At 67.7% G+C, this 13164-nt stretch carries 9 protein-coding genes and 1 pseudogene; 3 read left to right on the top strand and 7 right to left on the bottom strand.

The annotated features are described in order from the left end of the window. Positions 1-323 precede the first annotated feature (323 nt). From metC to ACGLHR_RS04430, 4 genes are all read right to left on the bottom strand, one after another. Complete coding sequence (metC, locus tag ACGLHR_RS04445; RefSeq protein ID WP_400092186.1) at positions 324-1535, bottom strand: cystathionine beta-lyase; 1212 nt, start codon at positions 1533-1535, stop codon at positions 324-326. A gap of 105 nt (positions 1536-1640) precedes the next feature. Beyond that, entirely contained in the window at positions 1641-2648 is a 1008-nt protein-coding gene (locus tag ACGLHR_RS04440) for a Bug family tripartite tricarboxylate transporter substrate binding protein (RefSeq protein ID WP_400092184.1), read from the bottom strand. Between the two features lie 301 nt (positions 2649-2949). Beyond that, entirely contained in the window at positions 2950-4590 is a 1641-nt protein-coding gene (locus ACGLHR_RS04435) for a rhodanese-like domain-containing protein (RefSeq protein ID WP_400092183.1), read from the bottom strand. 136 nt (positions 4591-4726) lie between these two features. Further along, complete coding sequence (locus tag ACGLHR_RS04430) at positions 4727-5314, bottom strand: hypothetical protein (protein ID WP_400092181.1); 588 nt, start codon at positions 5312-5314, stop codon at positions 4727-4729. A gap of 137 nt (positions 5315-5451) precedes the next feature. Between ACGLHR_RS04430 and ACGLHR_RS04425 the strand changes: the two genes are divergently transcribed. After that, positions 5452-6318, top strand: coding sequence for a LysR substrate-binding domain-containing protein (locus ACGLHR_RS04425; RefSeq protein ID WP_400092180.1), 867 nt, complete (start codon positions 5452-5454; stop codon positions 6316-6318). A gap of 80 nt (positions 6319-6398) precedes the next feature. Here ACGLHR_RS04425 and ACGLHR_RS04420 read toward each other — a convergent pair whose 3' ends face one another. Further along, entirely contained in the window at positions 6399-7955 is a 1557-nt protein-coding gene (locus ACGLHR_RS04420; protein WP_400092204.1) for a methyl-accepting chemotaxis protein, read from the bottom strand. A gap of 224 nt (positions 7956-8179) precedes the next feature. On the opposite strand from ACGLHR_RS04420, the pseudogene ACGLHR_RS04415 reads away from it, so the two are divergent. Beyond that, positions 8180-8480 (top strand): annotated as a pseudogene (locus tag ACGLHR_RS04415) (methyl-accepting chemotaxis protein); the annotation flags it as partial. A 177-nt stretch (positions 8481-8657) separates the two neighbouring features. Then, the gene (locus tag ACGLHR_RS04410) at positions 8658-11684 is read left to right on the top strand and encodes a transglycosylase domain-containing protein (protein ID WP_400092179.1); all 3027 of its coding nucleotides are present in this window, start codon (positions 8658-8660) and stop codon (positions 11682-11684) included. Between the two features lie 23 nt (positions 11685-11707). On the opposite strand, the gene ACGLHR_RS04405 is transcribed toward ACGLHR_RS04410, so the two are convergent. Together ACGLHR_RS04405 and ACGLHR_RS04400 are read right to left on the bottom strand one after the other, a co-directional pair. Then, positions 11708-11887 (bottom strand): hypothetical protein, encoded by a 180-nt coding sequence (locus tag ACGLHR_RS04405; protein WP_318237623.1) that lies wholly within the window; start codon positions 11885-11887, stop codon positions 11708-11710. Positions 11888-12010: 123 nt separating this feature from the next. Further along, on the bottom strand, positions 12011-13153 hold the full coding sequence (locus tag ACGLHR_RS04400) for a DUF1275 domain-containing transporter (protein WP_400092177.1): 1143 nt from the start codon (positions 13151-13153) through the stop codon (positions 12011-12013). Positions 13154-13164 lie beyond the last annotated feature (11 nt).

The raw sequence follows: 13164 nt of genomic DNA, 5'->3' as shown, positions 1-13164 counted from the left end.
ACAGCAGCTAGAAGCGCCAAAACACGTCCAGCCCATCAACCATCAAAATCGCCCAGCCGCGACAGCAGCTAGAAGCATCAAAACCCCGCCCTAAAGAGACACCCCCGCGTCAGCGGGCTAGTCCTGTTCCCAAAACGATGCGTGCCCGCGCAACCAGCGACGCCGGGATACTCCGCGAACGCGCCATCGAGGCAAGTTGAGACCGCTCGTCTTCGCTCAACACCAGATCCAGCTTCGGTCGTCCCACTCGCATGTTGGCATCTCCCGTTCGTCGATACCAACATCTACAAAAAATATAGATCCGTTAACAACGGAACGGGGCACTAGCCCGTGTGCGCCTCCAACGCCCGTCCGGCAACCCGCCCCCCACCAATCGCCTCGAACCCCCGCCCCAGATCGGCCAGCAGGTCGTCGATATCCTCCAGTCCGATATGCAGCCGGATCACCTGGCCGCGCCTGGACCAGTCGGCGACGCTGCGCGCGCTGCGCATGTCTGCGATCACGGCGAGGCTTTCGAACCCGCCCCAGGAGGCGCCGATGCCGAAGAGGGCAAGGCTGTCGATGAAGCGCTCGGCGGCGTCCGGTGCCTCGGCGCGCAGCGAGAACGACAGCAGGCCGTTGGTGCCGTGGCAGTCGCGCTGCCACAGTGCGTGGCCGGGGTCGCCGGGCAGGGCTGGGCAGAAGACTTCAGCCACTTCGGGGCGGGTGCGCAGCCAAACGGCTACCGCCAGCGCGCCGCGCTCGTGCTGGGACAGGCGCGCGCCGAGGGAGCGCATGCCGCGCTGGACCAGGTAGGCGTCGTCCGGGCTGACGGTGATGCCGAAGGCGTCGGCTACCGTGGCGAGCGCTGGCCAGGCGGCCTCAAGGGTGCAGACCGTGCCCATCATCACGTCGGAATGCCCGGACAGGTATTTGGTCGCGGCCATCAGGGAGATATCGGCGCCGAGCGCAAGCGGCCGGTACAGCAGGCCGGAGCCCCAGGTGTTATCGGCCGCTACCAGCGCGCCGTGCCGGTGGGCGATGTCGGCGATGGCCGGCAAGTCGCACATCTCGTAGGCCAGGGAGCCGGGCGCTTCCACGTACACCAGGCGGGTTTCGCGCCTCAGCCTGGCTTGCAGGTCGTGGCCGTCGGCCGCGTAGAAGCTGGCGGCGATGCCGTGCTGCGCGAGAAAGCCTTCGGCCAGCTTGCGCACGGGCTCGTACACGCAATCGGGCAGCAGCACATGCTGGCCGGGGCGCAGGTAGGCCAGCAGCGTCATCGCGGCCGCCGCCAGGCCGCTGGGGAACAGGCGCGTGCGGTAGCCGCCCTCCAGCTCGGTGACCATGTCTTCCAGCGCAAACGCCGTGGGATTGCCGCGCGCGCCGTAGGTGAACAGCCGTTCGCTGCCCCGCCGCGAGCGCATCTCGCGCATCTGCGCCACCGAGTCGAACAACACGGTGCTGGCGCGTACCACGGGCGGGTTGACGGGCTGCCCGCCATCCACGTTGCTGGTGCGGCCGGCGTGCGCGAGGTGGGTAAGGATGCTGTGCTTCATGGCTTGGCCTGGTGGGGTGCCGCGCCAGGGTGGCGCGGCTGGTGTCACAACTTGTGGTGGCAGGCAGCAGCAAGAGCCATGCCGTCTTCATCCGCTGCGCCCGGATCAGTCCACCCGGGCGCCGGAGAGCTTGACGATTTGCGACCAGCGCGCGATGTCGCCCTTGAGCTGCGCGGCGAATGCCTCCGGCTTGCTGCCCACCACGTCGCTGCCGCCTTCGTTGATCAGCTTCACCACCTCGGGCATCTGCAGCACCTGCACGATGGCGCGGTTCAGGTAGGCGACGCGCTCGGGCGAGGTGCCGGCCGGCGCGAACACGCCGTACCAGTCCTCGAAGCGAGCATTGCGGTAGCCCAGCTCCTCCAGCGTCGGCACCTTGGCAAAGACGCCCAGGCGGCGCGGGCTGGTGACCGCCAGCGCGCGCATGCGGCCGGCCTGGATAAAGCCGGCCACCGAGGAGGTCGAGGTGATCAGCACGTTTACCTGCCCGCCCAGCAGGTCATTGATGGCCGGGCCAGCGCCTTTGTAGGGCACGTGCTGCAGGGCGATGCCGCTGTCCTTGTCCAGCACCACGCCCACCAGGTGAGAGAGCGTGCCGTTGCCCGGCGTGGCAAAGGTGATCTTTTGCGGCTGGGCCTTGGCTTGCGCGGCCAGTTCGGCAAAGGTCTGCCAGGGCGCGTTGGCCGCCACCACGATGGCCAGCGGCGCCGCGTTGATCTGCGTGACCGGCATGAAGTTCTTGACCGGGTCGAAGCCGGGCGCGCTGTACAGCGTCGGGTTCACGGCCATGACGGACACCTGCGAGGTCAGCAGGGTGTAGCCATCCGGCTTGGCCTCTGCCACGAAGCGCGTGCCGATATTGCCGCCGGCGCCGCCACGGTTGTCGGTGACGGCGGTCTGCCCCAGCACTTCGCCGAGCCGCGTGGTGACGATGCGCGTGACGGCATCGTTGCCGCCGCCAGCGGGAAACGGCGAGACGAAGCGCAGCGGCTGCGAGGGAAAGCCGCCGACCGGCGCTAGCGGCTGCGCGCTGGCGGGGGTGCCGGCCATGGCGAGGGCGACGGTGACGACGGTGGCGAAGGTGCTGGTCAGTACTTGCTTGATGCGTGACATGAAAAACCCCTGTGTATATTGAGAGATGTCAGAGCGAAGGGGGGCTGGGCAGGCTTCTTGTGACCCCGGTGGCCGGTCTGGCATACCGGTTGCTGCCTCTTGCCCCTGTGTCCCGGGAATGCCGGGGCGTCCCCTTGGCGCTGCACCGTCGAGCCGGATGGGAATCAATGCCTGGCGACTCGCCTTGCCAGCCATGCGCATCGTTGCCCGCCCCGAGGGGCGGGCGGTGGGTGCATGGCTGGCTCGGTCGCTGATGGCGGGTCATGTTGGAAGAACGCTGTGTGGGCCGGATCGGGCCGGATCAGGCAAAGCGGAAAGTGGCCAGTTCCTGGGCGTCGAGCTGGCCAATCAGGTTGGTCTCCCACGCCAGGTAGCGACGCGCGGCCTCCTTGTTGCCGTCGTGACGGTCGTGGACGAAGAACAGGAAATCGATGCAGCGCGCATCGGGCAGGATGCTCGCTGCATCGCCATCTCCGGCATCGCTTGCCAGCGCATGGCCCGCCGCCAGCCAGGCGCCTGCGCCACCGGCGAGCAGGCTGACGTCGCTGTAGCCAAGTGCGGCCAGTTCGCCGGCGGCCAGCGCGGCCGTGCCCGGTTGATCGTCATCGCCGATGAGCACGATTGGCGTGTCGCGCGGCACGCCGGCGAGGTCGCGGGCAAAGACCGGGCGGATCGACCAGCGGCTGCCTGGCACGTGGCCGGCGCGATACGCCATGCTGGCGCGCACGTCGAGCGCCAGCAGTTGTTGTCCGGCCAAGCCTGCCGCGAGCGCGGGAGCATCGATGCCCGGCAAGGCGCGGGAGGGCGCCTCGGGGCCGCAGGGCGCGGCGAGGCCGTAGGCAAGCGCGGCCGCAAGCCCGCCTTCGAGCACCACGGCGTCATGGCCCATCTGGCGCAGCCAGCTCGCCACCACGGTGGCACGCACGCCATCGGCATCGATCAGCACGAGGCGCGCGCGGCGCACGCCCACGTATTGGTCGGTGGCCTGCATCAACTGGCCGCCGGGCGTGTTCTGGGCGCCGGGCACGGAGCCGGCGGCGTATTCCTCCGGCGTGCGCACGTCGCACAGGAAGGTGGTGCGGGACGGGTCCCGTAGCCACGCGCCCGCTTCGGCCGCGTCGATGTGCAACACCGCGAAGCGCACCGCCATCGTCTGCGCGGCGGCCCGGGCGGCATCGAGCCCGGCAGGCGCAGCGCTGTCGGGATAGCGCCGCGTGCCGCCATGCTCCAGCTTGTAGTCGTTCAGGTACCAGCCCTGGGTGCCGTTCTCCAGTGCGAACACGGGATTGGGCACGCCGAAGTTGATCAGGGTCTGCGCGCCGATGATGCTGCGCGTGCGGCCGGCGCAGTTGATCACGATGGGCGTGGCCGGGTCCGGCACCAGGTCGCGCAGCCGGTAAGCCAGCTCGCCGTTGGGGCAGCAGATGGCGCCGGGGATGTTCATTTTGCGGAATTCCGACACGGGCCGGCCATCGAGCACCACCGGCGCCTGCTCACCGGCCTGCATGGCCGCCAGCTCCGCGGCCGAGACGCGCGGGGTGCCGTAGTGGTGCTCGGCAAGTTCGCCGAACGTCTTGGAGGGCACGTTGACGCCGGCGAACACGGCGTAGCCTGCGGCCTGCCAGCCCGGCACGCCGCCGTCCAGCACAAACAAGCGCGTATAGCCGAGGGCGGCCAAGGCCTGTGCGGCGCGCACCGCTACGCCGTCGCCGTCGTCCGCCAGCACGATGCGCGCCGAGGTGTTGGGGGCCAGGCGGCCGATGTCGAGCTCCAGCCGGCTAAAAGGGAGCGGCACCGCATAGAACGGATGGCCTTCGCCATACTGGCCATGCTCGCGGATATCGAACAGGGCGATCTCGTCCTGGTCATGCAACCAGCCCTTGAGGGTGACCGGGTCGACTTGGGTGTAGCGGGTGTCGGGCGTGTTCAGGATGGCGGGCATGCGTTTGTTCAGGCAAAAAGGGGGCCATGCCTCCCGGCCGCACGCGGGCGGGAGGCAAGTGGAAATGCGTTGGATTCGGGCTTCGGCAGAAGCCGGGAGGTGCGGCCTGGTTAGCGCTGCACCTCCCCGGTGCCGGTCAGCGGCGCGTCTTGACGCCCACGCCCATGGCCTGGCAGCGGCCGGTCTCGAGGTCGTAGGCGGTGCGCCCGGTCAGGGTTTCCAGCGCGCGGCCGTACATGTGCAGGTGGCGGATCACGGATTCGCCGCGGATCTCGACCGAGTGGATGTCGTCGGGCAGCAGTGCGATGCCCGAGCCCGGGCCTACTTCCACCGTGTGCGAGTGCACCAGCGTGCCTACGCCCGGCTCGCTGCCATCGTCGGTGCGCAGGTAGACGTCGTTGTACTCGGTGCCCACCACGCCGGCCACGCAGGCCCAGGTGGTGTGGTCGTGCGGGGGAATGCGCTTGCCGGGGCGCATCACATTGAGGTACAGCGCGAAGGTCTGGTCGGGGTCTTCGGCGATCAGGTAGCGGGCCTGGCGCTCGCCTTCCTCCGGCGGCGCGAATTCGCTCTGCGCCCACAGTTGCGGCCTGGCGGCCAGTTGCTCCACCTGGTCCAGCACGCTGGCCAGCGATTCGCGGGTGACACCCCCGCTAGCTACGATTTCCTTGATGGATCGAATCGTGTCCCCGACGGCGGCCTGGCGTTGTTGTGCGATCGACATGTCTCTAGAATCCTTGCTGAGTCTTGATAGTTCTTGGTTTGCGGGGTGGTACATAACCTTGCATGGTTTCACTGTAATGAAGGCCGGCACCTGAAACCACTTAATCACCCATGAAAATACTTAAGCAAGTCTAATGAATGCGTAATCTCGATCTGGACCTGTTGCGCACCCTGGTGGCCATTGCCGACCACGGTACCTTTGCCGCCGCGGCGGAGCGGCTGCACCGCACCCAATCCGCCGTCACCCAGCAGATGCAGCGGCTGGAGGAGCAAGTGGCGCTGGCGCTGTTCGAGCGGCAGGGGCGCGGCAAGCAGCTCACGCGGCATGGCAACAAACTGGTGGAATACGCGCGGCAGTTGCTGAACCTGAACGACGAAGCGCTGCGCGTGCTGCGCGAGGGCGACCTCACTGGCTCGCTGCGCATCGGGGCGCCGCACGATGTGGCCGACACCATCCTGCCGCCGCTGCTGTCGCATATCGCCCGGGCGTCGCCCGCCCTGCGGCTGGAGATCCATGTAGGGCGCAGCCCCTTCCTGATGGAATCATTGCGGCGCGGGGAGATCGACCTGACCGTTTCCACCCGGGAAGACAGCAGCCTGGACGGGCTTGTCCTGCGCACGTCGCCCACGATCTGGGTTTGCGCGGCGGATTTTGCTTATGAGCACGGCAGCACGGTGCCGCTGATCCTGGCCGACGAACCCAGCCTGTTCCGCAAGCTGGCGCTGGATGCACTGAAGGAGGCCGGCGTGCCCTGGCGCACGGCGTATTTCGCGCCGAGCCTGATCGGCATCAAGGCGGCGATCCGCGCCGGGCTGGGGATCACGGCGCGCAGCATCGACCTGCTGGGCGCCGACATGCGGGTGCTGGGGGACAAGGACGGGTTGCCGCGCCTGCCCGACGTGACGTACTACCTGTGGGCGCGGCCCAATGCGGCCAACCCGGTGGCGCGGCAGGTGTTTTCCATGCTCAAGACCACCTTGCAGCGCGGCATCACGGCCGCGTGAAGGTGGCTTGAAGGTGGCTTGAAGGTGGCTTGAAGGCGGTTTGAAGGTGCTTTGATAGTGGCTTGGGTGGGCGCAGTCCCTCAGGCTGCCGGCGCAAGCCGGAAGGCACCCACCGCCTCGGCAAGCTGGCGCGCCTGCGCTTCGAGCGATCCGGCCGCAGCGGCGGCCTGCTCCACCAGCGCCGCGTTCTGCTGGGTGACGGCTTCCATCTGCGTGACCGCCTGGCTGACCTGCACGATGCCGGCGCTTTGCTCCAGCGACGCCGACGAGATGTCTTCCATGATCCGCGCCAGGCGGCCCACGGCATCCACGGTCTCGCTCATGGTCTGGCCGGCCTGGGCGACGAGCGCGTTGCCGGCGCGGACCTTGCTGGCCGAATCGTCGATCAGCGACTTGATTTCCCGCGCCGCGTTAGCGCTGCGTTGCGCCAGCGCGCGCACCTCGCCCGCCACCACGGCAAAGCCGCGACCTGCTTCGCCCGCGCGAGCCGCTTCCACGGCGGCGTTGAGCGCCAGGATATTGGTCTGGAAGGCAATGCCGTCGATCACGCCGATGATGTCGGCGATTCGTTGCGAACTGCTGCTGATGTCGCCCATGGTCTGGACCACACCGCGCACGTCGTCGCCGCCGCGCGTGGCCAGCCGCGCCGCTTCGGCGGCCAGCGCGCTGGCCTGGCGCGCGCTTTCCGTGTTGTTGCTCACCGTGGAGGTGAGTTCCTCCATGCTGGCGGCGGTTTGCTCGAGCGAGGCGGATTGCTGCTCGGTGCGCGAGGACAGATCGGTATTGCCGGCCGCGATCTCGCGCGCGCCGATGTTGACCGAGTCCGAGCTGGCCCGCACCTGGCTGACCGTGCGCGTCAGCGCCGCCTGCATGCGCGCCACGGCGCCAAGCACGCGGGCCACCTCGTTATTGCCGGCGGCCGCGGCGGGATGGCTCAGGTCGCCCTGCGCCACGCGGTCGAGGTGCTCGGCGGCGGCGGCCAGCGGCGCCACGATGGCCGCACGCAGTCCCAGGTGCACCGCCACGATCAGGCCCAGCGCGGCAGTGATGCCAACCACCACGAGCTTGACCACCGTTTGGTAGCGCGAGCTGCTCTCCGCGGTGTCTTGCTGTGCCAGCTGGCTCGCCTGCTCCTGGAATCGCTCGACGCCCACCGAGTACTCGGCACCGGAGGCGGTGATTTCCTTGTCGTTGATCGCGGCGTAGGCGGCAGGGTCTCCCGCGCGCAAGGCGGCCAGGGCGCGCTCGACCGTGCCCGCATGCCGGCGCGCGGCATCCACGACCTGGCGGCGCTGGGCATCGTCCTGGCCTTCCTGCACGGGCGCGGCCTCGAAGCGCTGCAACGTATCGGCCGAGCGCTTGAGCGATTTGCCGGCGGCATCGAGCGCGCTGGCATTGGTTTCGGCGCCGCCTTCACGGGCCGAGGCATAGGCGCGTGCGAGCGCCGAGCGCGCCCGGGTCATGTCCTTGTATGCATCGTTGAGCAGCAGGGCGCTGGCGCACAGTTGCTGCACGCGCCCGGTCGCCTGGTCCGCGGCGCGCAGCGCGAGCACGCCGACGCCCGCGCCGAACACGATCATGAAGGCAAAGGTCACAAGGACTGCCAGCAAGGCAGTGCGCACGCTCAGGTTTTTCATCATCGGTTGGAACAGGAGTTTGAGATCCCTGGGCTAACGGACTGCTTTGCCGGGACTTGACCGAGCTGGCGCGCGGATGCATGAAAGTTTGCGCAAGATCAATCGAGATGCCCGAAGCAGCATCTCCAGGTGCCGTCTTGCGCACAGCAAACAGCGCGGCCTCAAGTTGTTGTTGCGCTGCACCGATAGACAGTCGCTGGCGCATGTGGCTTTGGGCAACGGCCTTGGCCGGGCGCGCGGCCAGCACCATGGAGGAGATGGTCGCGGCGATCCGCCGGGCGACCGGACATCATGAGCGAGATCGCGGCGGCTTCGGTCGAGCAAAGCGGCGGCATCGAGCAGGTCAATCAGGCGGTGACGTCGATGGACCAATCCACCCAGCAGAGGGCGGGGCTGGTCGAGGAGGCCGCTGCCGCCGCCGCGTCGCTGGAGGACCAGGCGCGCCAGCCCAACCAGGCCATCGCGGCGTTCCGGGTATTGGCGGGCCGGGAGCGGCGGCGCGCGGCAGGAAATGACGGGAAATGACGGGGAATAGCCGGAAACGCCGGGATGCCGCACGCGCACTTTGTGCGTTAGGCCCCATTAGACTAGGGTATACGTTGTGACGAGAGTGGCGGAATAGTGCCATCGTTGCCAGCAGGCGCCCGGCATTGGCCGAAGCGCCGGGAAAAGCCCCGGTTTCCTCGCAAACGGACCTGAATCGTGCGTCGACGTGTCTGGCCCAAGCTCCTCGTATTGGCGCTGCTTGTGGGGGGCGCATACGTCCTTTGCGCCGTGGTTGCCGAGGAACTGGCCACCTCGCGGATGCAGGCGCGCTACTTCGCTGGGCGGGCGAAGGACGTTGCCTTCGCGGTAAAGGACGGCCCGAGCAAGCGCATCCGCTTTCCGGATGACGGCCCCTATGACCTGCGCTTCGGCTATAGCCGGATGCCGCAGTTCACCGAGTTGCTGGAAGCGCGGGGCTTTCGGCGCGAACGCCAGGCGCAGTGGTCCGACCGCATGCTTGAGCTGACGGACTCCGGCCTGTTCGCGCCCTATCACGAAAAGACCCAGGCCGGCCTGGACTTGCTCGACTGCAATGACGTGCCATTTGGCGCCAGGCGCACGCCGCCCCGTACCTACGCCAGCTTCCAGGAAATTCCGACCCTCCTCGTGAGCGCGCTGCTCTATATCGAGAACCGCGATCTGCTCGATCCCGAATTCCCCACGCGCAATCCCGCGCTGGACGTGCGGCGCTTCACGCGCGCCGCATTGGATCAGGGTGTGCATTTCTTCAACGAGAAACACGACGCCGCCGGGGGCAGCACGCTCGCTACCCAGATCGAGAAATACCGGCATTCGCGCTCGGGCCGCACCAGTTCGCCCAAGGAAAAGCTGCGGCAGATGGCCAGCGCATCGATGCGCGCCTACCTGGACGGCCCGAACACCGTGGCCGCCAGGGAGCGCATCCTGCTCGATTACCTCAACACCGTGCCGCTCTCGGCCCGGGCCGGCGTGGGCGAGGTCAACGGGCTGGGCGACGGCCTGTGGGCCTGGTACGGGCAGGACTTCGACGAGGCCAACCGCTTGCTGGCGAACGCCGCCGGGCCGGGACCCGGCGCGGGCCAGGGCGAGGGCGAGCTCGGCCAGCGGCAGGCGCGGGTGTTCAAAGAAGCGCTCTCGCTGATCATTGCGCAGCGCGGGCCATCGCACTTCCTGCGCCGCGATACCGCCACGCTGGCGGAGCTGACCGACAGCTACATCCGCTTGCTGTCGGCCGCGGGCGCCATCCCGCCCTGGCTGCGCGACGCTTCGCTGGCCCAGTCCTTGACGCTGGCCCCTCCGGCGATGGACCGGCCGGAGGTGTCATTTATCTCGCGCAAGGCTATCAGCGGGGTGCGCACCGATTTGCTGCGCTATCTCGACCTGGGCAGCAGCTACGAGCTGGACCGGCTCGACCTGACGGCCCACAGCACCATCAACACCGGCCTGCAACGGGTGGTCACCGAGGCGCTGTTGCGGGCGGGCACGCGTGACGGCGCGCATGGCTTCGGGATGTATGGCCACAACCTGCTGCGTGAGGGCGACGACCCGGCCAAGCTGGCGATCAGCTTCACGCTCTACGAGAAGGTCGACGGCGCCAACCTGCTGCGCGTGCAGGCGGACAACCTGGACCTGCCGTTCGACCTGAACCGCGGGGCGCGGCTGAACCTTGGCTCCACCGCCAAGCTGCGCACGCTGGTGACCTACCTGGAAATCATCTCCGAGCTCCACGAGAAATATGCCGGCATGTCCGCCGCCGAGCTGCGCGAAATCAAGCCGGCCAAGCTGGATGCGCTGACCCAGTGGGTGGTGAGCTACCTGCTCACCGCGCCCGACAAGAGCCGGCGCGCCATCCTGGATGCCGCCATGCTGCGCCGCTATTCCGGCAACGCGGGAGAAGCGTTCTTTACCGGGGGCGGGCTGCAGACGTTCACCAATTTCGAGCGCTGGGAAAACATGAAGATCATGACCGTGCGCGAAGGGTTCGAGCACTCGGTGAACCTGGTCTATATCCGCCTGATGCGGGATATCGTGCGCTATGAAACCTATCGCCTGCACCCCGATGCCGACGAATGGCTGAACAATCCGGCAGCGCCGCAGCGCCGCGCTTACCTGGTGCGGTTTGCCGACAAGGAGGGCAGCGACTACCTGCGTGCCTTCTACGGGAAATATCGCGGCATGACCCAGCAGGAAGCGGCCAGGCGCGTGCTCCAGAACCGCCACTTCTCTCCGGTGGGGCTGGCGGTGACGCTGCGAAGCATCGATCCCGACATCGATCCGGCGCAGTTCAACAAGATCATGCTTGCCACCCTGCCCAAGGCGGGGCTGACCGATGAGAAGCTGGCCAAGCTGTACAGCAAATACGGACCGACCAGTTTTTCGCTCAATGACCGGGGCTACCTGGCGCGGGTGCACCCACTTGAGCTATGGCTGCTGAACTACCTGCGCCAGCGGCCTGGTGCCAGCCTGGATGAAGTCTTGCGCGACAGCACCGCGCAACGCCAGGAGGTGTACGCCTGGCTGTTCAAGACCCGTCATCCCGGCGGGCAGACGCGCCGCATCCGCAGCCAGCTGGAGCGCCAGGCCTTTGTCGAGATTGCCCGCCGGTGGCAGCGCCTGGGCTATCCGTTCAGCGCGATCACGGCGTCCTATGCCTCGGCGATCGGCGCGGCGGGGGACCGGCCGGCTGCGCTGGCCGAGCTGGTCGGCATCGTGCAGGGCAATGGCGTGCGCCAGCAGGCCACGGCGCTGCGCAGCCTGGATTTTGCGGCGGGCACGCCGTACGCGACCGATTTCGGGTTGGGGCAGAAGGGCACGCAATTGCTGAGCGAGGATATCACCGAGGTGGTGCGCGCCGCGCTGATCGGCGTGGTGGATTCGGGCACGGCGGGATCGCTGAAGTCCGCGCTGGGCGGCAGCGGCATCGTGGCCGGCGGCAAGACCGGCACGGGCGATCATCGCTACGAAGTCTACGGGCCGGGCGGCCGGCTGATTTCGTCGCGTGTGGTCAGCCGCTCCGCCACTTTCGTGTTCTTCCTTGGCGACCGCTACTTCGGCAACGTCACGGCGTATGTGCAAGAGCCCTATGCCGCGCGCTACGCCTTCACCAGCGCGCTGTCCGTGCAATTGCTGAAATCGCTGGCGCCTACCATCCTGCCGCTTGTGCGCGACGGCGGCGTGCGTTCACCGCTGGCATGCAAGCACTGAGCGGCAGCGCTGCCGGGGCGAGCCTAATCCCAGCCATGTCGTCGGGCCCAGTACTCGTCTTCGGAGGTGCGGGCGTGCCGTTCGTACTCGGCGATGACCTGCAATGTGGCGGACTGGAGCAGGGAGCCTGCGGTGAGCAGGGCCGCAAGATCGCGCAGGCCCTGCAGGCAGGTCACGGTGGGGGGTAAGGCTTGGTCCTGCATGATGCGTTGCTGGCTCGGTGATGGGCGGGATGTGCCTCCCGACGATTTGATTGTAGGTAGCGCCGGCCGAGCCAAATGCAAACCAATGTGTCCGCGCGTACCTTCAGGGCCTGGAGCGGCAAATCAGTTGCTTGCGAGCCACGAAATATGGCGCGCAAGCAGCGCAGCCATCACAACGGCGCCGCCTATCCACAGCGCGATGATCACCGCCGCCGCCACGCGGCTGCTCGGGCGTTGCCCGGCCGCAACGGCGGCGGCCCGGTACTCGCGCATGAGGTCCGGCGGGATCATCCGGATGGCCAGCATGACCCCGAGCGGTACCAGCACGACGTCGTCCAGGTAGCCCAGCACCGGAATGAAGTCAGGGATCAGGTCGATCGGCGACAGCGCGTAGCCCGCTACCAGCAAGGCCATGGCTTTTGCGTACCACGGCGTGCGCGGGTCGCGCGCGGCCAGCCACAGGGCGTGGACATCGCGCAATACCTCGCGCGCCCATTTGCGCCCGTAGGCGGCCAGCCGCGCGCCGTGGTCCCGCACGTCGTCCACGACCGGCACGAACGCCAGCACCAGCAGCAATGCCGCCAGCGCAAGCGTGGCGCTGAATCCCAGTTGCTTGAAGCCCAGCGCGCCGACGACGCCGCCGAAGAAGAACAGCGCCACCAGCATGGCCAGCGTGCGCAGCCGGGGCCGGTTAGCCAGCACCAGCGGCCCGGCCTCGTCGGATCTGGCGAGGTTCCAGTAGAACAGCTTGCCGAGCTCGATGCCGATATCGGTCACCATTCCCGTGATGTGGGTGGTGCGGATCTCGGCGTGGGAAATCTTGGTGATCATGGCGTTTTGCAGGCCCATGATGAAGCACAGCACCATCACGGTGGCGGGCACGAACAGCCATTGGTGATTGCCAAGGTTGCCGCCGAGCAAGCCAAAGCACAGCAACAAGATGGCCTCCAGCATCAGGGGCAAGGCATATTCGCTGTTCAGGTGTTCACGCCGTGCCCAGTTGATGAGGATGGCGGAAGTGGCCGCGCCAGCCAGGAAGGACAGCAGCGCGCCAAGCCCCTCCAGGATCAGCCCGACCTGCCCCAGCACCAGGTGGTCCGCCATGGCCGAAACGATGCCCGTCATGTGGGAGGTGTACTGCTGCACGGCAAGGAAGCCGCCGGCGTTGGTGGCGCCGGCCACGAAGCTGAGATAGCCGGCAAGCTGCCGGTTGGCCTGCGGGCTGCGTACCCGTCCGGTGAGGTTGCGCAGGTAGGTGATGGGCATGGTCGCTGTCG

It is taken from the genome of Cupriavidus sp. CuC1, from assembly GCF_044627735.1.
In the GTDB taxonomy this organism is placed as follows: Bacteria; Pseudomonadota; Gammaproteobacteria; order Burkholderiales; family Burkholderiaceae; genus Cupriavidus; species Cupriavidus ulmosensis.
The sequence above is the reverse complement of the archived record's forward strand: the minus strand, read 5'-3'. Positions and strand labels throughout refer to the sequence as shown.